Origin of the sequence: Kitasatospora sp. NPDC058190 (assembly GCF_042883685.1) — a bacterium.
Classification (GTDB): Bacteria; Actinomycetota; Actinomycetes; order Streptomycetales; family Streptomycetaceae; genus Kitasatospora.
Map to the genome: position 1 here is coordinate 12,391 of NZ_JBHVVI010000012.1, position 16,266 is coordinate 28,656.

Below are 16,266 nucleotides of genomic sequence, written 5' to 3' on the forward strand. Positions count from 1 at the left end.
TTACCTCTCTCGTTTACGTCCGTCGACAGAGTCGACGAGCGGCTTAGAAGTCGAGCCCGGCCTCGCGAGCCGCGTCCGCCAGAGCGGCGATGCGGCCGGCGTACCGGTTGCCCGCGCGGTCGAAGACGACCGACTCGATGCCGGCGGCCTTGGCGCGCTCGGCGACCAGGCTCCCGACCTTCTTGGCCAGCTCGGTCTTGTCGCCCTCGGCGCCCTTGATGGACACGTCGAGGGTGGACGCCGACGCCAGGGTGTGACCCTTGGCGTCGTCGATGACCTGGGCGACCATGTGACGGTTCGAGCGCGTCACGACGAGGCGCGGACGCACCTCGGTGCCGACGACGCGCTTGCGAACGCGGATCGCGCGGCGCTTGCGAGCGGCGCTCTTGTAGGCGTTGCCCTTGCCGATCTTGACAGAGACGCTCATCGCTTACTTACCACTCTTTCCGACCTTGCGGCGGATGACCTCGCCCGCGTACTTCACGCCCTTGGCCTTGTACGGGTCGGGCTTGCGCAGCTTGCGGATGTTGGCGGCGATCTCGCCGACCTTCTGCTTGTCGATGCCGTCCACGTGGAACTTGGTGGGCGACTCGACGACGAAGGAGATGCCCTCCGGCGCGGTGATCAGGATCGGGTGGCTGTAGCCCAGCGCGAACTCCATGTCGGAGCCCTTCGCCGTGACTCGGTAGCCGACACCGCTGATCTCCAGCGACTTGCGGTAGCCCGCGGTCACGCCGGTGATCATGTTCGCCACCAGCGTGCGGGTCAGGCCGTGCAGGGCCTTCGAGCGACGCTCGTCGTTCGGGCGGGTGACGAGCACGGTGCCGTCCTCGCCCTTGCCGATCTCGATCGGCTCAGCGACGACGTGGGTGAGGGAACCCTTGGGGCCCTTCACCGAGACCGTCTGGCCATCGATGGTGACGTCCACACCAGCGGGAACCTGGATGGGCAGCCGTCCAATTCGCGACATTGCTGTACCTCCGTTTCCCGAATTACCAGACGTAGGCGAGAACTTCTCCGCCTACGCCCTTCTTGGCAGCCTGCTTGTCCGTGAGGAGACCGGAGGACGTGGAGATGATCGCCACGCCCAGGCCGCCGAGGACCTTCGGCAGGTTGGTGGACTTTGCGTAAACGCGCAGACCCGGCTTGCTGATGCGCTTGATGCCGGCGATGGAGCGCTCACGGTTGGGGCCGAACTTGAGCTCGATGGTCAGCTTCTTGCCGACCTCGCCCTCAGCGGGCTCCTCAACCTTGTAGGAGGAGATGTACCCCTCCTGCTGCAGGATCTGGGCGACGTGCGCCTTGATCTTGCTGGCCGGCATCGCCACGGTGTCGTGGTACGCCGAGTTCGCGTTACGCAGACGCGTGAGCATGTCTGCGATGGGGTCGGTCATGGTCATGATGGCCTCAGGCCTCTCTCGCCGTGGTTTCTCCGCACCAGGTCCCCCTGCCGGACTCTTCCGAGTTCGCCAGGGGCACAAGCGCAGGGGACCTACGACGTAGTAAGACTGGGTGCGAGCCCTCCCAGAAGAGGACCACGGGCATCCATGGGGAAGCCGTGGCAGGGGGCCCGACCCCACTACCTTACGGGAATCCGTACGGCAGACCCAAAACGGGCCGATGTGGGATCGGGCACCTCTGCTTCGCTAGGTGTGCCTAGAGCGCTGGATTACCAGGAGCTCTTGGTCACGCCCGGCAGCTCGCCGCGGTGCGCCATCTCACGGAGGCAGACACGGCAGAGGCCGAACTTGCGGTACACCGAGTGCGGACGGCCGCAGCGCTGGCACCGGGTGTAGGCCCGGACGCCGAACTTCGGCTTGCGCTCGGACTTCGCGATGAGGGACTTCTTCGCCATTGGCTCACGCCTCCTTGAACGGGAAGCCCAGAGCGCGCAGGAGCGCCCGGCCCTCGTCGTCGGTCTGAGCGGTGGTCACGACGGTGATGTCCATACCGCGCTGACGGTCGACCTTGTCCTGGTCGATCTCGTGGAACATAACCTGCTCGGTCAGACCGAAGGTGTAGTTGCCACGGCCGTCGAACTGCTTCGGGGAGAGGCCACGGAAGTCACGGATACGCGGCAGAGCCAGCGACACCAGACGGTCCAGGAACTCCCACATGCGGTCACCGCGGAGGGTGACGTGGGTGCCGATCGGCTGGCCCTCGCGCAGCTTGAACTGCGCGATGGACTTGCGAGCCTTGGTCACGGCCGGCTTCTGACCGGTGATCGCGGTCAGGTCGCGGATCGCGCCCTCGATCAGCTTGCTGTCACGGGCAGCCTCGCCGACACCCATGTTGACCACGACCTTGACCAGGCCGGGGATCAGCATGACGTTCTCGTACGAGAACTGCTCCTGCAGCTGGCCCTTGATCTCGGAGTTGTAACGCTCCTTGAGGCGGGGGGCCACCTTCTCAACAGTCGTCTCAGACATCAGATGTCCTCACCGGTCCGCTTGGCAACGCGGATCTTGTTGCCCTGGTCGTCGAAGCGGTAGCCGACGCGGGTGACGACCTTCTTGCCGTCCTTCTCCACGACCAGCTGGACGTTGGAGACGTGCACCGGGGCCTCGACGGTCACGATGCCACCCTGGGTACCCGGACCCGGCTTGGTGTGCTTCTTGACCCGGTTGACACCCTCGACCAGGACCTTGTTCTCGGCCGGCAGGGCCTGGATGACCTTGCCCTGCTTGCCCTTGTCCTTGCCGGTGATGACCTGGACCAGGTCACCCTTCTTGATCTTCATGCTGTTCGCCATGGGTTAGAGCACCTCCGGCGCCAGCGAGATGATCTTCATGAACTTCTTGTCGCGCAGCTCGCGGCCCACCGGGCCGAAGATGCGGGTACCGCGGGGGTCACCCTCGGTGTTCTTCAGCACGACAGCAGCGTTCTCGTCGAAACGGATGTACGAGCCATCCGGACGACGACGCTCCTTGACGGTGCGGACGACGACGCACTTGACGACGTCACCCTTCTTCACCGAGCCACCGGGGATCGCGTCCTTGACGGTCGCGACGATGACGTCCCCGATTCCGGCGTAGCGGCGACCGGAGCCACCGAGAACACGGATGCAAAGGATCTCCTTGGCACCAGTGTTGTCGGCAACACGCAGTCGCGACTCCTGCTGGATCACAGCTTTCTCCTGATCGTCAACGAGAGTCGACGGGCCGGCCGCTGCTCACATCGGCGTCCACAGGGGACCCGCTGCACATACGGCCGTACCTCATCGGCTTCGTTACTTGGCCTTCTCGAGGATCTCGACGACGCGCCAGCGCTTCGTCGCGGACAGCGGGCGGGTCTCCGCGAGGAGGACCCGGTCGCCCACGCCGCACGCGTTCTGCTCGTCGTGCGCCTTCAGCTTGTTCGTACGGCGGATGACCTTGCCGTACAGAGCGTGCTTGACGCGGTCCTCGACGGCGACGACGACGGTCTTGTCCATCTTGTCGCTGACGACGAGACCCTCACGGGTCTTGCGGAAACCGCGCGTCTCGTTGGTGTTCTCAGTCATCAGGCGTTCTCCACCGTCTCGATGCCCAGCTCGCGCTCGCGCATCAGGGTGTAGATCCGCGCGATGTCCTTGCGGACGAGCTTGAGCCGTCCGTGGTTGTCGAGCTGCCCGGTCGCCGCCTGGAAGCGGAGGTTGAACAGCTCCTCCTTGGCCTCGCGCAGCTTGGCAACGAGACCCTCGTTGTCCAGCGAGCGAAGCTCAGCAGCCTTGGTAGCGGCCGACATCAGCTCTCACCGTCCTCGCGCCGGACGATCCGGCACTTCATCGGCAGCTTGTGCGCGGCGCGGGTGAGCGCCTCGCGAGCAACCTTCTCGTTCGGGTACGACAGCTCGAACATGACCCGACCCGGGTGCACGTTCGCGATCCACCACTCCGGCGAACCCTTACCGGAACCCATGCGGGTCTCGGCCGGCTTCTTGGTGAGCGGGCGGTCCGGGTAGATGTTGATCCAGACCTTGCCGCCACGACGGATGTGACGGGTGATCGCGATACGAGCGGACTCGATCTGACGGTTCGTCACGTAGGCCGGGGTCACGGCCTGGATGCCGAACTGGCCGAACGCCAGCTCGGTGCCACCCTTGGAAGCGCCGCGGCGCTTCGGGTGGTGCTGCTTGCGGTGCTTGACCCGACGGGGGATCAGCATTGGGGTCAGGCCTCCGTTCCGGTGTTCTCAGCAGCCGGAGCCTCGGCGACCGGGGCCGCGGGGGCCTCGGCAGCGGCGGGACGACGGCCACGGCCACCGCGCTCGCCACCACGGCGCTCGCCACCGCGGGCGGGACGACCACCCTCGGGACGGGCCGGGCGGTTGCCCGAGCGGGCAGCGGCGTTCTCAGCGCGGACCTCGGCGATGTTCTTGACGTCGCCCTTGTAGATCCAGACCTTCACGCCGATGCGGCCGAAGGTGGTCTTGGCCTCGAAGAAGCCGTAGTCGACGTTCGCACGCAGGGTGTGCAGCGGCACGCGACCCTCGCGGTAGAACTCCGAACGGCTCATCTCGGCGCCGCCGAGACGACCGGAGCACTGGACCTTGATGCCCTTGGCGCCGGACTTCATGGTGCCCTGCATCGACTTGCGCATGGCACGACGGAAGGAGACGCGGGAGGACAGCTGCTCCGCGACGCCCTGAGCCACGAGCTGGGCGTCCAGCTCGGGGTTCTTGACCTCGAGGATGTTCAGCTGGACCTGCTTGCCGGTCAGCTTCTCGAGGTCGCCGCGGATGCGGTCGGCCTCGGTGCCACGGCGGCCGATGACGATGCCGGGGCGAGCGGTGTGGATGTCGACGCGGACGCGGTCGCGGGTGCGCTCGATCTCGACCTTGGAGATGCCGGCGCGCTCCATGCCCTTCGTCATCATGCGACGAATGGCAACGTCTTCCTTGACGTAGTCCTTGTACAGCTTGTCGGCGTACCAGCGGGACTTGAAGTCCGTGCTGATGCCGAGGCGGAACCCGTGCGGGTTAACCTTCTGGCCCATTACCGGGTCCCTTCCTTGCTGCTGACGACCACGGTGATGTGGCTGGTCCGCTTGCGGATCCGGTAGGCGCGGCCCTGGGCACGCGGACGGAACCGCTTCAGGGTCGGGCCCTCGTCAACGTACGCCTCGGAGATGTAGAGGTCGTCCACGTTGGAGTGGTTGTAGTTGTGCGCGGCGTTGGCAATGGCGCTGTCGAGCACCTTGCCGACCGGCACGGTGGCGGCCTGCGGAGCGAAACGCAGGACGGCCTGGGCCTCCGTGGCATTCATGCCACGGATGAGGTCCACCACGCGGCGGGCCTTCATGGGCGTCACGCGGATGTACCGCGCCTGTGCCCTGGCTTCCATGGTTGTCCCCTTAATGGAGTAAGTCATTGAGTCGTTCTGGCGCTTGAAGCTCAGGCGCTTAGCGACGCTTCGACTTCCGGTCTTCCTTCACGTGGCCACGGAAGGTACGGGTCGGAGCGAACTCGCCGAGCTTGTGGCCGACCATCGACTCGGTGACGAACACCGGGACGTGCTTACGGCCATCGTGGACCGCGATCGTGTGACCGAGCATGCTCGGGGAGATCACGGAACGACGGGACCAGGTCTTGATGACGTTCTGAGTACCCGCCTCGTTCTGAGCGTCCACCTTCTTGATGAGGTGGCCGTCGATGAAGGGGCCCTTCTTAAGACTGCGCGGCATCTGACCTGCTCCTAGCGCTTCTTGTTGGTCTTGCGGCGGCGCACGATGAGCTTGTCCGACGCCTTGTTCGGGCGACGGGTGCGGCCCTCGGGCTTACCCCACGGCGAGACCGGGTGGCGACCACCGGAGGTCTTACCCTCACCACCACCGTGCGGGTGGTCGATCGGGTTCATGGCGACACCACGCACGGTCGGGCGGACGCCCTTCCAGCGCATGCGGCCGGCCTTGCCCCAGTTGATGTTCGACTGCTCGGCGTTGCCGACCTCGCCGACGGTCGCGCGGCAGCGCGCGTCCACCAGGCGGATCTCACCGGAGGGCATGCGCAGGTGCGCCATCTTGCCCTCACGCGCCAGCAGCTGGATGCCGGAGCCGGCCGAGCGGGCCAGCTTGGCACCGCCGCCGGGACGCAGCTCCACCGCGTGGATGGTGGTACCGACCGGGATGTTGCGCAGCGGCAGGTTGTTGCCCGGCTTGATGTCGGCGCCAGCGCCGTTCTCGATCCGGTCACCCTGCGCGATGCCGCGCGGCGCGATGATGTAGCGCTTCTCGCCGTCCGCGTAGTGCAGGAGCGCGATGCGCGCGGTGCGGTTCGGGTCGTACTCGATGTGCGCGACCTTGGCCGGCACGCCGTCCTTGTCGTGACGACGGAAGTCGATCACGCGGTAGGCGCGCTTGTGACCGCCACCCTGGTGGCGAGCGGTGACACGACCGGCGTTGTTGCGGCCGCCCTTGCTGTGCAGGGGGCGAACCAGCGACTTCTCCGGGGTGGACCGCGTGATTTCTACGAAGTCGGCCACGCTGGAGCCACGACGGCCCGGCGTAGTCGGCTTGTACTTGCGGATGCCCATTTGGCTCTCTCGTCCTCGTCCTAATCGACGATCACGATCTCCCGATTCAGGAGACCGGACCACCGAAGATGTCGATGCGGTTGCCCTCGGCCAGCGTCACGATGGCGCGCTTGGTGTCCTTGCGCTTGCCAAAGCCCGTCTTGGAGCGCTTGCGCTTGCCCTGACGGTTGATCGTGTTGACAGCCTCGACCTTGACCGAGAAGACCGCCTCGACGGCCTGCTTGATCTGGGTCTTGTTGGCGCCCGGCGACACGATGAACGTGTACTTGTTCTCGTCGAGGAGCGAGTAGCTCTTCTCCGAGATGACCGGCTTCACCAGGACGTCACGGGGGTCCGTGAACGTCTTGCTCGTAACGTCGCTCATCAGGCGGCGCTCCCTTCGAGCTCGCCCTCAGCGGCAACGGCCTTGGCGGACGCGGCCGGACCGGCCACGAAACGCTCGAAGGCGGCCTGGGTGAAGACCACATCGTCGGAGACGAGCACGTCGTAGGTGTTCAGCTGACCGGCGTCCAGGATGTGCACGTTCGGCAGGTTGCGAGCGGACTTGAGGCCCAGCTCGTCCGAACGCTCGACGACCAGGAGGACGTTCTTGCGGTCGGTGATCTTGCCGAACAGGCCCTTGGCGGCCTTGGTCGACGGCGCCTCGGTCGCGGTCACGTCGGTGATGACGTGAATGCGGTTGTGGCGGGCCCGGTCGGTGAGCGCACCGCGCAGAGCGGCGGCGATCATCTTCTTCGGGGTCCGCTGCGAGTAGTCACGCGGCACGGGACCGTGCACGACGCCACCGCCGGCGAACTGCGGCGCACGGGTCGAGCCCTGACGGGCGCGGCCGGTGCCCTTCTGGCGGTACGGCTTCTTGCCGCCACCGCGGACCTCGCCACGAGTCTTGGTCTTGTGGGTGCCCTGACGGGCCGCAGCGAGCTGCGCCACGACGACCTGGTGCATCAGCGGAACGCTGACCTTCGCGTCGAAGATCTCGGCCGGCAGCTCGATGCTGCCGGTCTTGTCGCCAGCCGGCGACAGGATGTCAATGGTGCTCATTTCCTCACAGCCCCTTCGCCGCGGTGCGGACGAGGACGAGGCCGCCGTTCGGGCCCGGGACGGCGCCCTTGATGAGCAGCAGACCCTTCTCCGCGTCGACCGCGTGCACGGTCAGGTTCTGGGTGGTCACACGCTCGTGGCCCATCCGACCAGCCATGCGCAGGCCCTTGAACACACGGCCCGGGGTGGCGCAGCCACCGATGGAACCGGGCGAGCGGTGCTTGCGCTGGGTGCCGTGACCGGCGCCGAGACCACGGAAGTTGTGGCGCTTCATGACACCGGCGAAGCCCTTGCCCTTGGAGGTGCCGGTCACGTCGACCTTGACACCCGCCTCGAACAGCTCGGCGGTGATCTCCTGGCCCAGGGTGTACTCGGAGGCGTCCGAGGTACGGAGCTCGACCAGGTGGCGGCGCGGGGTGACACCGGCCTTGGCGAAGTGGCCCGCGAGGGGCTTGTTCACCTTGCGGGGGTCGATCTCGCCGAAGCCGATCTGGACGGCGTCGTAGCCGGCCGGGCTGTCGGCGGTGTGGACCTGGGTCACGACATTCGGCCCGGCCTTGACGACGGTCACCGGGACGACCCGGTTGTTCTCGTCCCAGACCTGGGTCATGCCGAGCTTCTCGCCCAGGATGCCCTTAATCTGCTTAGCCATCTTCGGTGCGCCTCTCAGAGCTTGATCTCGATGTCGACGCCCGCCGGCAGGTCGAGACGCATCAGCGAGTCAACCGTCTTCGGCGTGGGGTCGAGGATGTCGATCAGACGCTTGTGAGTACGCATCTCGAAGTGCTCGCGCGAGTCCTTGTACTTGTGCGGCGAGCGGATGACGCAGTACACGTTCTTCTCAGTGGGCAGCGGCACCGGGCCCGCGACCTGCGCACCAGTACGGATCACCGTCTCGACGATCTTCTTCGCCGAGGAGTCGATGACCTCGTGGTCGTAGGCCTTGAGCCGGATGCGGATCTTCTGTCCCGCCATGGCTACTCAGTAGTCCTTTGTCCTTAGTCGCTGCACGACTCCCCCTCCGACCCCCGCGCTCGGGCGTGTCGCCCTCGCGCTTGCAAAAAACCGGCGAATAACTCGTCGGTTTCGAACTTTCAGGGTGGGGGGAGCCGGGCCGAGGCCCCGCATACGCTTCCCGGAAGATTCCCGTACGTCCGCCCCGCAGCTGCCGTGGCGTAGAACTCACGCTTGACGGCCATCACGGGAACGACGAGTACATGGGACTCGCTTCCAGTCCTCCCGGCGGGAGGCGCGCAGCATCGGCACTCAACCGAGCAACTTGGACATACTGCCACATGGAGCAGCCCAGATGCCAATCGGGGCCGGTGAGGTGCACCTCACCGGCCCCGATCGTCGCTCGCGCGGATTACTTCTTCTGATCGGTCACCCAGGGGGCCTGCCGGCCGCAGACCGCCGGCCAGTCCTCGGTGCTCACGTTGGCGCACCAGATGAAGCCCTTGTCGGTCTCCGGCTTCCAGTCCTTGGTGATGATGTCCGCGCACTTCTGCACCGGCGAGAACTTCGGGCAGGTGCCGTCCTTCTTCTTGATCGTGTGCGCCCGCCAGGCGTCCAGGCCCATGCTGTTGGTGGACTCCGGCTGCGGCATGTAGCGGTCCACCGACCAGGAGGCGCCCATGGTGGCGAACAGTGCGAGGGCGCAGATCAGGCCGGCCGCCAGCTGCTTGGTCACCCGGCGCGGGATCACCGGCCCCGCGGAGGGGGCGCGCCCGCCGGAGCGGAACAGCCGCTCCACCCAGCCGGCGCCGCGCTCCAGGCCGGTCATCAGGCCGACCACCGCGAGGATCAGCAGGCAGTACATGATGATCCAGGTGGTCCGCGGGTAGAGCTGGATCGTCTGGGAGTGCGCCATGTGCGAGGCGAACCAGAACCGCATCAGCCAGGCACCGGCCAGTACCGCCGCCGCGACCCGCACCACCATGTTGCGCAGGCCCAGGCCCACCCCGATGCCGACCGCGGTGATCAGCATGATCGCGAACCCGGTCTGGCCGGCCAACTCGCCCGACTGCGGCCAGTTGTGGTACGTCAGCGAACCGCTGCGGTCGGACATCCAGCCCAGCACGTAGGCCGGGTCGATGTAGTTGACGATGTAGGCGTAGCGGTCCGGGGTGTCGGCGCCCAGCCTGATCATGTTGTACAGCAGCGGCGAGCCGATCACCCCGGCGGTGACCAGCGTGGCCGCCAGGAACAGCAGGGTGCGGCGGACGGTCTGCCGGCCGGCGCGCCAGGGGAAGAGGAACAGGGTCAGCAGGAAGAGGCCCGGTGCCGACCAGACGAACCAGCCCGAGTACCACAGGAACAGGATCCCGAAGGCGGCGCCGAACCCGAGGCCGCGCAGCCACAGCGAACGGGTCGACAGCTCCCCCACCCGGCGCAGCTCGCGCAGGCAGGCCGCCAGCAGCGGCAGCAGGACGATCATCGTGACGTGGCTGTACGGGCGGATCGGGTCCAGGAACACCAGCGCCGACGGCACCGCGATGGCCAGCGCCCAGAACGGCCGCAGCATCAGCCGCCAGGCCAGGTAGCTGAGCGGCCCCACCAACGCGCTGCAGACGATCTGCAGGTCGTGCAGGGCGAAGCCGGCGCCGCCGACCCCGCCGTACCGCAGCTCCGACCAGAACGCGATCGCCGCCGGGAACAGCGGCGGGTAGACACCGGAGATCCCGTGGCCGTGCATCATCGACGTCGCCATGTCGATCAGGACGCTCGGGTCGCCCTCCTGCCCGCCGAGCGGCCACGGGGTACCGCGCAGCGCGACCACGACGCCGCCGGCCACCACGCCGGTGGCCAGGCCCGCCAGGGCCCCGCAGACCAGCCGCTGGACGATGCCGTGCCGGCGCAGCCCGCCGCGGTAGGCGGTGTAGACCAGGACCGCGAGGATCGGCAGCCCGATCACCGCCGCGTACTGCTGGATCTTGGCCAGACCGCTGACCTGGCCGATCCGGTTCAGCGGGTTCACGCTGATGTGGCCGCAGAGCAGCGTGAAGCCGAGCGCCGCCACCGCGCTGACCAGGATCTCCGCGGCCACCAGCACCCGGCGCTGCTCGAACCAGCGGTCACCGGCCGCCCGGTCGGCGGTACGGGCACCGTCGTCCGCTCCTGGTGACACATTCGGTCCGCTGAGCCGGTCGGTTGCCAGATCGGTCATGTCGCTTCACTTCCGTAGGACTGCGGGCTGCTGCGGGGCGGTGCCGGGCGGTCCGGCCTTCGAAGGACAGTACCGCGAGGCACCGGACGGCCGGGGCCGCGGGCCGGGTGGGAACGGGCGGGCACGGGAACGGCCCCGTTGCTCAGGCAGCGGGGCCGCTCGCTCGGTACGCCGTGCGCGGGCACGGTGCTAGTGGCGCTGCCCCGCGGTGAACGCGTGCTTGGCCAGCACCTTGACGCCGGCCGACTGGCCGCGGCGCAGGGCGCCGGGGAGCATCGTGAGCGCGTGGAAGCGGGAGGCGCTGCGGACCCGGGCCGCGCGGGCGGCCTTGGGCCAGCCGCGGGCGTCCATCCGCTCGGCCACCGCGTTGAAGTAGCGCTCCGCCTCGGTGAAGCGGGTGCCGGAGAAGGCCTGCACCGACGACTCACTGACCGCGTGGCGGCGGTACTGGAAGACCACCGTGGTGTTGTCGATCATCATCGACTCACCCCGCTCCAGCAGGTCGACCACCAGTGCCAGGTCCTGGATCACCGAGTACTCGTCGCGGAAGTTGACCTGGCGCAGGGCCTCGCCCCGCCAGCAGATCGACGGGAAGTACAGCCAGTTGCCGCGCAGCACGCTGGCCGCGAGCTCCTCGCCGCCCATCAGGCGCCGGCCCTTGACGTTCGGGGCGTACAGCTTGCCCTTCACGTTGTCGGCCAGGCCGTAGCTGACCACGCCGTCACCGTCGATCACCTCGACGCCCGGCTGCACCATGCCCAGGTCCGGGTTGGCGTTGAGGATCGCCCGGACGGTCTCCAGGTAGTGCGGGTGCAGGAGGTCGTCGCAGCCCATGATCACCACGTGGTCCGCGGTGGACAGCTCCACGCACTTCTGGAAGTTCTTGGTGATCCCCAGGTTCTGCTCGTTGCGCAGGTAGCGGACCCGCTCGTCGCCGAGCTCGGCGAACCAGCCCGGGACGTCCGGTTCCTTGCCGTCGTCGACGACGGTCAGCCGGAGATCCGGGTCGGTCTGCCCCAGGATGCTGCGCACGGCGGCCTGCATCAACGCCACGTCGCCGTAGTACGGCAGCATGAACTCGAAGGTCGCCATGGGACTCAGACTCCGTCGCTCTTCACCGGGGCGGAGATCGGCAGGTCGAGATCGAAGCGCTCCCCGTTCAGCCGGGAGCCCTCGTTGATCGCGACGGTGCGGGCCAGGTCCGTGAGCTTCTTCTCCAGCGAGCGGAAGCGCAGGAAGGTGTTCAGGGTCAGGAAGCCCATGGCCAGGACCATGACGTACAGCACCAGGTCGGTGCCGCGGCCGACGCCGAGCTTGTGGGCCACCCAGGTGACGTCACTCGGACGCAGGATCGCGTAGATGTTCGCGATCACGAAGACGGAGAACGCGATGCGCTTCCAGGCGCGGGTGTTCGCGGCGTCCCAACGCCGGATGAACATGAACGCGAGGGTGACCGCGCCCACGATCAGCACCAGCTGGATCCAGAAGTAGTTCATCGGCGGCCACGCTCCCGAAGCGAAATGTCGAAGATGATGTTCACGCCGTTGATCAGGGACTGGCCCTTGGCGCGCGAGTAGTCGGTGTAGAGGATGTCCACCGGGAGTTCGGCCACCCGAAGGTCGGCGCCGGCCAGGAAGCTGACGATCTCCGAGGCGTGGGCCATGCCGTTCATGGTGATCCGGATGCGGCTCGCGGCCTCGCGGTTGAGCACGCGCAGGCCGTTGTGCGAGTCGGTGAGCTTGAGCTTGCGCGCGGTCGGGCTGACCGTCGCGGCGGTCCGCAGCACGACGCGCTTGATCCACGGCACCTGGCCGTTCTGCTCGATGAAGCGCGAGCCGAGGACCACGTCGGCCTCGCCCGTGCGGAGCAGGGCGACCATCTTCTCGACGTCGGCGGTCTGGTGCTGGCCGTCCGCGTCGAAGGTGGCGAAGTACTTGGCGTCGGGCTGGTCGAGCGCGTAGGCGAGGCCGGTCTGCAGCGCGGCGCCCTGACCGAGGTTCACCGGGTGCCGCACCAGGTGGGCACCCGTCGTCATGATGTGCTTGGCCGAGTCGTCCGCACTGCCGTCATCGACCACAACGATGTTCGGGAACGTCTTGCGCGCTCCCTCCACAACGTCAGCGATCACCTGGCCTTCGTTGTAGGCCGGGATCACCAGCCAGACATCGTCGTACTGGGACACGGGGGCTCCATGTTCGGGGTGTCTCCCGCGCTCGTGCGCGGCAATCTGTATGTCGTGGGGCGGTGCGGTCATTCGCCGACCACCCCGGCAGTCATGGTGGGCGCGGCCTGCTCCGACGTGCTCCGCGCGGTACCGGCCCGGTTCCCGGTCGAACCGGGGAAGCTGCGCCTGAGAGCGGCCAGCATACCGAGCACGGTGACCACCGATCCGGCCGTGTAGGCCACGACCACGCGGGTGGACACGTCGCCCGGCAGGAAGGTGACCCCGGCGAGGACCGCCGTCCCGACCGCCCAGCAGAGCAGCTGCAGGTTGTGTCGCTTGAATACCATCAGCGCCTGACCGAGCACCATCGCGAACATGTACGCCACGGTGCCGGCGGACATCCAGAAGAAGTCGAGGCAGCCGAGCACCGGCTTGGCGCCGAAGAGCACCTGGATCAGCCAGGGGCCGAGGGCCACCGCCGGGATCCCGCCGATCACGCCGAGTCCGCCGACCACGAGGCCGATCCGCCGGAGCATACCGGTGAAGGCCGCACGGTCGCCGACCGCGATCGCCGAGGACAGCCCGCTGAGCAGCGAGGCCTGGAGCGAGCCGAACACGAAGAGCGGGACCCGGGCCAGCACCAGCGCGTTGAGCAGCGCGGCGATCAGGGCGGAGTCCGAGGGGGCGAGCAGCTTGGTGCTCACCACGGCGGCGTTCACCACGACCTGGGACAGCAGGGTCGAGCAGATCAGCAGGCCCAGCCCGGAGCAGAGCTCCGACCAGGGCACCCGCGGGCCGGGCCGGACGGCCCGGAACAGCGGCGGCAGGGTCAGCAGCGTGGCCGCGACCGGCGCGACGGCCAGGATCAGGCTGAACGCCAGCGCCGAGTGCACCCCGCCGACCGCGGCGCCGAAGGCGAGCCCGATCCGCAGGCCGCCGTCGAGGCCGAGCTGGGTGCCGTACGCGCCGAACCGGCCGAGGCCGGCCAGCACGCCGCGGGTGAGGTAGCAGACCGCCATCCCGAGGAACGCGCCGCCCAGTGCCAGCACCAGCGAGCGGTCGCCGTGGAACATGGCGTCGGCGATCTGGCGCGAGCCGGCCCCGAGCACCAGCAGCACGGTGGCGAGGATCCCGCCGGTCAGCAGGGTGGCGCGGCGCAGCACCGGGGCGGCGCCGTGCCCGAGCGCGGCGCGGGCCGCGACGATCCGGGTCAGCTCCTGCTCGATCGGGAAGAACACGCCGATGCCGACGGACATCACGATGGTCCACAGCAGGGACACGTTCGCCATGTCGTCGACGGAGAGGCTGTGGCCCGCCACACCGAGGTGGATGTACGAAGCCGCGCCGAGCACGACAGTGCCGCCCGCCACCGCCAGGGTTCCCGGCGGTAGCGCGGCGGCCACCTTGGTCAGCGGATTCCTCACTGCGGTCTGTCGCTCTCGGTCGTCCGGGCCTTGACGGCCAGCTCGGTGAAGACGGGGGTGCCGAGCGCCTCGGCGAGCTGCTCGCGCCAGTCCGGCTGCGGGCTGAGGCCCGCCGCGGTCCACCGGTCGTGGCCCAGCACGCTGAACGCGGGCCGGACGGCGGGCGTGACGTACGCCGCGGAGGTGGTCGGACGGATCCGCTCCGGGTCGAGGCCGCTCAGCCGGTAGGCCTCGCGCGCCAGCCCGCACCAGGTCGTCCGGCCGGCCGCGGTGCCGTGGTAGACCCCGGCCGGGGCCCGCCCGGCGAGCGCGGCGGTGCCGAGCTCGACGAGCTGCCGGGCCAGGGCCAGCGACCAGGTCGGCTGGCCCTGCTGGTCGTCCACGACGTCCAGCGTCTCGCGCTGGGCGGCGAGTCGCAGCATGGTGGCGACGAAGTTCTTGCCGTGTTCGCCGTACAGCCAGGCGGTACGCACCACGTAGCCGTGCTGCGGGAGGAGTTCCGCCACGGCCTGCTCGCCGACCAGCTTGCCGCGGCCGTACGCGTTGACCGGGCCGGTCGGCGCGGTCTCGGCGTACGGCTCGGCGGCGTCCCCGGGCAGCACGTAGTCGGTCGACACCTGGAGCAGCCGGGCGCCGGTCTTGGCACAGGCGGCGGCGAGGTGGCGCACGCCGGTGCCGTTGACGGCGGTGGCGGCCTCCTCCTCGGTCTCGGCCGCGTCGACGGCGGTCCAGGCGGCGCAGTTGACGACGACGTCGTGGCCCTCGACGGCGGCCAGCACGGCCGCCGCGTCGGTGATGTCGAGGTCGGCGCGGCCGAGGGCGGTCACCTCGGCCGTCGGGTCACCGGCGAGCACCGTCAGCAGGTCCTGGCCGAGCATGCCGGCCGCGCCGGTGACGAGCCAGCGGACCCGGCCCGGGGAAGTGGCGCTCACTTCTGCAGCGCCGCCTTCTGCTTCAGGGGCTCCCACCAGGCGCGGTTCTCGCGGTACCAGGCGATGGTCGCGGCGAGGCCGTCCTCGAAGCGGACCTGCGGCTCGTAGCCGAGCTCCTCGCGGATCTTGCTGATGTCGATCGAGTAGCGCAGGTCGTGGCCCTTGCGGTCCTCCACGTGCTCGACCATGTCCCAGCCGGCGCCGGCGGCCTCCAGCAGCAGGCCGGTCAGCTCCTTGTTGGTGGCCTCGGTGCCGCCGCCGATGTTGTAGACCTCGCCGGCGCGGCCGCCGCGCATGACCAGCTCGATGCCCCGGCAGTGGTCCGAGACGTGCAGCCAGTCGCGGATGTTGCCGCCGTCGCCGTACAGCGGGACCTTCTTGCCGTCGATCAGGTTGGTGGTGAAGAGCGGGATGACCTTCTCCGGGAACTGGTAGTGCCCGTAGTTGTTGGAGCAGCGCGTCACCACGACGTCCATGCCGTGGGTGCGGTGGTACGCCAGCGCCAGCAGGTCGGAGGAGGCCTTGGAGGCCGAGTACGGAGAGTTCGGCTCCAGCGGCCAGGTCTCGGTCCACGAGCCCTCGCTGATCGAGCCGTACACCTCGTCGGTGGAGATGTGCACGAAGCGGCCCACGCCGTGCTTGCGGGCGGCGTCCAGCAGGACCTGGGTGCCGACGACGTTGGTCAGCACGAACGGGCCGGCGCCCGCGATCGACCGGTCCACGTGGGACTCGGCGGCGAAGTGCACCACGACGTCGTGGCCGGGCATGACGGCATCGACGGCGTCGATGTCGCAGATGTCGCCCCGGACGAAGGAGTAGCCGCTGTGACCCGCCACCGGCGCCAGGTTGGCCTCGACACCCGAGTAGGTGAGCTTGTCGAAGACCGTGATCTGGTCAGTGGAGTCGGCGCCCAGCAGCTGGCGGACGAATTCAGAACCGATGAAGCCGGCACCGCCGGTCACGAGGATGCGCATAGTACGCCGTAGTCTACCGGCGCGCCGGGGACCCGCCGACCCGGGCCTCACCGAC

Annotated in this window: 25 protein-coding genes; all 25 read right to left on the bottom strand. The window is 68.3% G+C overall.

The features are described from left to right. Positions 1–43 precede the first annotated feature (43 nt). The 25 genes from rplR to rfbB all read right to left on the bottom strand — a co-directional run bounded on the left by rplR (position 44) and on the right by rfbB (position 16,211). Positions 44–427 carry a 50S ribosomal protein L18 gene (gene rplR, locus ACFVWU_RS07860; protein WP_030280785.1) on the bottom strand — a complete coding sequence of 128 codons (384 nt, stop codon included), beginning with the start codon at positions 425–427 and terminating at the stop codon, positions 44–46. A gap of 3 nt (positions 428–430) precedes the next feature. Further along, the gene (gene rplF / locus ACFVWU_RS07865) at positions 431–970 is read right to left on the bottom strand and encodes a 50S ribosomal protein L6 (protein WP_270146476.1); all 540 of its coding nucleotides are present in this window, start codon (positions 968–970) and stop codon (positions 431–433) included. Positions 971–992: 22 nt separating this feature from the next. Then, the gene (rpsH, locus tag ACFVWU_RS07870; protein ID WP_350503566.1) at positions 993–1,400 is read right to left on the bottom strand and encodes a 30S ribosomal protein S8; all 408 of its coding nucleotides are present in this window, start codon (positions 1,398–1,400) and stop codon (positions 993–995) included. A 269-nt stretch (positions 1,401–1,669) separates the two neighbouring features. Then, positions 1,670–1,855, bottom strand: coding sequence for a type Z 30S ribosomal protein S14 (locus ACFVWU_RS07875; protein ID WP_030055830.1), 186 nt, complete (start codon positions 1,853–1,855; stop codon positions 1,670–1,672). Between the two features lie 4 nt (positions 1,856–1,859). Further along, on the bottom strand, positions 1,860–2,429 hold the full coding sequence (rplE, locus tag ACFVWU_RS07880) for a 50S ribosomal protein L5 (protein ID WP_030280779.1): 570 nt from the start codon (positions 2,427–2,429) through the stop codon (positions 1,860–1,862). After that, positions 2,429–2,740: a 50S ribosomal protein L24 gene (gene rplX / locus ACFVWU_RS07885; RefSeq protein WP_270151185.1), complete on the bottom strand. Its 312-nt coding sequence runs from the start codon at positions 2,738–2,740 to the stop codon at positions 2,429–2,431. Before rplX ends, rplE begins: the two co-directional genes overlap by 1 nt. 15 nt (positions 2,741–2,755) lie before the next feature. After that, on the bottom strand, positions 2,756–3,127 hold the full coding sequence (gene rplN / locus ACFVWU_RS07890) for a 50S ribosomal protein L14 (RefSeq protein WP_030232481.1): 372 nt from the start codon (positions 3,125–3,127) through the stop codon (positions 2,756–2,758). Between the two features lie 102 nt (positions 3,128–3,229). After that, complete coding sequence (rpsQ, locus tag ACFVWU_RS07895) at positions 3,230–3,502, bottom strand: 30S ribosomal protein S17 (RefSeq protein WP_030280777.1); 273 nt, start codon at positions 3,500–3,502, stop codon at positions 3,230–3,232. Next, the gene (gene rpmC, locus ACFVWU_RS07900) at positions 3,502–3,726 is read right to left on the bottom strand and encodes a 50S ribosomal protein L29 (RefSeq protein ID WP_030232478.1); all 225 of its coding nucleotides are present in this window, start codon (positions 3,724–3,726) and stop codon (positions 3,502–3,504) included. Before rpmC ends, rpsQ begins: the two co-directional genes overlap by 1 nt. Further along, positions 3,726–4,145, bottom strand: coding sequence for a 50S ribosomal protein L16 (gene rplP / locus ACFVWU_RS07905; protein WP_030300385.1), 420 nt, complete (start codon positions 4,143–4,145; stop codon positions 3,726–3,728). Before rplP ends, rpmC begins: the two co-directional genes overlap by 1 nt. A 5-nt stretch (positions 4,146–4,150) precedes the next feature. Then, entirely contained in the window at positions 4,151–4,975 is an 825-nt protein-coding gene (gene rpsC, locus ACFVWU_RS07910; protein ID WP_030055823.1) for a 30S ribosomal protein S3, read from the bottom strand. Beyond that, positions 4,975–5,322: a 50S ribosomal protein L22 gene (rplV, locus tag ACFVWU_RS07915; protein ID WP_030280773.1), complete on the bottom strand. Its 348-nt coding sequence runs from the start codon at positions 5,320–5,322 to the stop codon at positions 4,975–4,977. Before rplV ends, rpsC begins: the two co-directional genes overlap by 1 nt. Positions 5,323–5,380: 58 nt before the next feature. Then, positions 5,381–5,662: a 30S ribosomal protein S19 gene (gene rpsS / locus ACFVWU_RS07920; protein WP_030280772.1), complete on the bottom strand. Its 282-nt coding sequence runs from the start codon at positions 5,660–5,662 to the stop codon at positions 5,381–5,383. Between the two features lie 11 nt (positions 5,663–5,673). Further along, positions 5,674–6,510, bottom strand: coding sequence for a 50S ribosomal protein L2 (rplB, locus tag ACFVWU_RS07925; RefSeq protein WP_030232466.1), 837 nt, complete (start codon positions 6,508–6,510; stop codon positions 5,674–5,676). 46 nt (positions 6,511–6,556) lie between these two features. Beyond that, positions 6,557–6,874 (bottom strand): 50S ribosomal protein L23, encoded by a 318-nt coding sequence (gene rplW, locus ACFVWU_RS07930; protein WP_030280768.1) that lies wholly within the window; start codon positions 6,872–6,874, stop codon positions 6,557–6,559. Further along, positions 6,874–7,551 carry a 50S ribosomal protein L4 gene (rplD, locus tag ACFVWU_RS07935; protein WP_387616924.1) on the bottom strand — a complete coding sequence of 226 codons (678 nt, stop codon included), beginning with the start codon at positions 7,549–7,551 and terminating at the stop codon, positions 6,874–6,876. Before rplD ends, rplW begins: the two co-directional genes overlap by 1 nt. A gap of 4 nt (positions 7,552–7,555) precedes the next feature. Continuing rightward, positions 7,556–8,203, bottom strand: a complete 648-nt coding sequence (rplC, locus tag ACFVWU_RS07940) for a 50S ribosomal protein L3 (RefSeq protein ID WP_153460994.1) — start codon at positions 8,201–8,203, stop codon at positions 7,556–7,558. A gap of 14 nt (positions 8,204–8,217) precedes the next feature. After that, positions 8,218–8,526 carry a 30S ribosomal protein S10 gene (gene rpsJ / locus ACFVWU_RS07945; protein ID WP_012785157.1) on the bottom strand — a complete coding sequence of 103 codons (309 nt, stop codon included), beginning with the start codon at positions 8,524–8,526 and terminating at the stop codon, positions 8,218–8,220. A gap of 391 nt (positions 8,527–8,917) precedes the next feature. Further along, positions 8,918–10,717 carry a hypothetical protein gene (locus ACFVWU_RS07950; protein WP_387616926.1) on the bottom strand — a complete coding sequence of 600 codons (1,800 nt, stop codon included), beginning with the start codon at positions 10,715–10,717 and terminating at the stop codon, positions 8,918–8,920. A 189-nt stretch (positions 10,718–10,906) separates the two neighbouring features. After that, the gene (locus ACFVWU_RS07955) at positions 10,907–11,809 is read right to left on the bottom strand and encodes a glycosyltransferase family 2 protein (RefSeq protein WP_387616928.1); all 903 of its coding nucleotides are present in this window, start codon (positions 11,807–11,809) and stop codon (positions 10,907–10,909) included. 5 nt (positions 11,810–11,814) lie between these two features. Continuing rightward, a complete protein-coding gene (locus ACFVWU_RS07960; RefSeq protein ID WP_387616930.1) occupies positions 11,815–12,213 on the bottom strand; it encodes a DUF2304 domain-containing protein in 399 nt (132 codons plus the stop codon). Continuing rightward, positions 12,210–12,899 (bottom strand): glycosyltransferase family 2 protein, encoded by a 690-nt coding sequence (locus tag ACFVWU_RS07965; protein ID WP_387616932.1) that lies wholly within the window; start codon positions 12,897–12,899, stop codon positions 12,210–12,212. The genes ACFVWU_RS07960 and ACFVWU_RS07965 overlap by 4 nt, the downstream gene beginning before the upstream one ends. 68 nt (positions 12,900–12,967) lie before the next feature. Then, positions 12,968–14,305, bottom strand: a complete 1,338-nt coding sequence (locus ACFVWU_RS07970; protein ID WP_387616934.1) for a lipopolysaccharide biosynthesis protein — start codon at positions 14,303–14,305, stop codon at positions 12,968–12,970. After that, positions 14,302–15,237, bottom strand: coding sequence for a dTDP-4-dehydrorhamnose reductase (gene rfbD, locus ACFVWU_RS07975; RefSeq protein ID WP_387616936.1), 936 nt, complete (start codon positions 15,235–15,237; stop codon positions 14,302–14,304). Before rfbD ends, ACFVWU_RS07970 begins: the two co-directional genes overlap by 4 nt. Next, positions 15,234–16,211 carry a dTDP-glucose 4,6-dehydratase gene (gene rfbB / locus ACFVWU_RS07980; RefSeq protein WP_387616938.1) on the bottom strand — a complete coding sequence of 326 codons (978 nt, stop codon included), beginning with the start codon at positions 16,209–16,211 and terminating at the stop codon, positions 15,234–15,236. Before rfbB ends, rfbD begins: the two co-directional genes overlap by 4 nt. Positions 16,212–16,266: the final 55 nt, after the last annotated feature.

What these genes read in the sequence shown, in the direction of transcription:
- rplR (WP_030280785.1), bottom strand. Translation starts at nt 427, where the DNA reads ATGAGCGTCTCTGTCAAGATCGGCAAGGGCAACGCCTACAAGAGCGCC.
- rplF (WP_270146476.1), bottom strand. Translation starts at nt 970, where the DNA reads ATGTCGCGAATTGGACGGCTGCCCATCCAGGTTCCCGCTGGTGTGGAC.
- rpsH (WP_350503566.1), bottom strand. Translation starts at nt 1,400, where the DNA reads ATGACCATGACCGACCCCATCGCAGACATGCTCACGCGTCTGCGTAAC.
- ACFVWU_RS07875 (WP_030055830.1), bottom strand. Translation starts at nt 1,855, where the DNA reads ATGGCGAAGAAGTCCCTCATCGCGAAGTCCGAGCGCAAGCCGAAGTTC.
- rplE (WP_030280779.1), bottom strand. Translation starts at nt 2,429, where the DNA reads ATGTCTGAGACGACTGTTGAGAAGGTGGCCCCCCGCCTCAAGGAGCGT.
- rplX (WP_270151185.1), bottom strand. Translation starts at nt 2,740, where the DNA reads ATGAAGATCAAGAAGGGTGACCTGGTCCAGGTCATCACCGGCAAGGAC.
- rpsQ (WP_030280777.1), bottom strand. Translation starts at nt 3,502, where the DNA reads ATGACTGAGAACACCAACGAGACGCGCGGTTTCCGCAAGACCCGTGAG.
- rpmC (WP_030232478.1), bottom strand. Translation starts at nt 3,726, where the DNA reads ATGTCGGCCGCTACCAAGGCTGCTGAGCTTCGCTCGCTGGACAACGAG.
- rplP (WP_030300385.1), bottom strand. Translation starts at nt 4,145, where the DNA reads ATGCTGATCCCCCGTCGGGTCAAGCACCGCAAGCAGCACCACCCGAAG.
- rpsC (WP_030055823.1), bottom strand. Translation starts at nt 4,975, where the DNA reads ATGGGCCAGAAGGTTAACCCGCACGGGTTCCGCCTCGGCATCAGCACG.
- rplV (WP_030280773.1), bottom strand. Translation starts at nt 5,322, where the DNA reads ATGGAAGCCAGGGCACAGGCGCGGTACATCCGCGTGACGCCCATGAAG.
- rpsS (WP_030280772.1), bottom strand. Translation starts at nt 5,662, where the DNA reads ATGCCGCGCAGTCTTAAGAAGGGCCCCTTCATCGACGGCCACCTCATC.
- rplB (WP_030232466.1), bottom strand. Translation starts at nt 6,510, where the DNA reads ATGGGCATCCGCAAGTACAAGCCGACTACGCCGGGCCGTCGTGGCTCC.
- rplW (WP_030280768.1), bottom strand. Translation starts at nt 6,874, where the DNA reads ATGAGCGACGTTACGAGCAAGACGTTCACGGACCCCCGTGACGTCCTG.
- rplD (WP_387616924.1), bottom strand. Translation starts at nt 7,551, where the DNA reads ATGAGCACCATTGACATCCTGTCGCCGGCTGGCGACAAGACCGGCAGC.
- rplC (WP_153460994.1), bottom strand. Translation starts at nt 8,203, where the DNA reads ATGGCTAAGCAGATTAAGGGCATCCTGGGCGAGAAGCTCGGCATGACC.
- rpsJ (WP_012785157.1), bottom strand. Translation starts at nt 8,526, where the DNA reads ATGGCGGGACAGAAGATCCGCATCCGGCTCAAGGCCTACGACCACGAG.
- ACFVWU_RS07950 (WP_387616926.1), bottom strand. Translation starts at nt 10,717, where the DNA reads ATGACCGATCTGGCAACCGACCGGCTCAGCGGACCGAATGTGTCACCA.
- ACFVWU_RS07955 (WP_387616928.1), bottom strand. Translation starts at nt 11,809, where the DNA reads ATGGCGACCTTCGAGTTCATGCTGCCGTACTACGGCGACGTGGCGTTG.
- ACFVWU_RS07960 (WP_387616930.1), bottom strand. Translation starts at nt 12,213, where the DNA reads ATGAACTACTTCTGGATCCAGCTGGTGCTGATCGTGGGCGCGGTCACC.
- rfbB (WP_387616938.1), bottom strand. Translation starts at nt 16,211, where the DNA reads ATGCGCATCCTCGTGACCGGCGGTGCCGGCTTCATCGGTTCTGAATTC.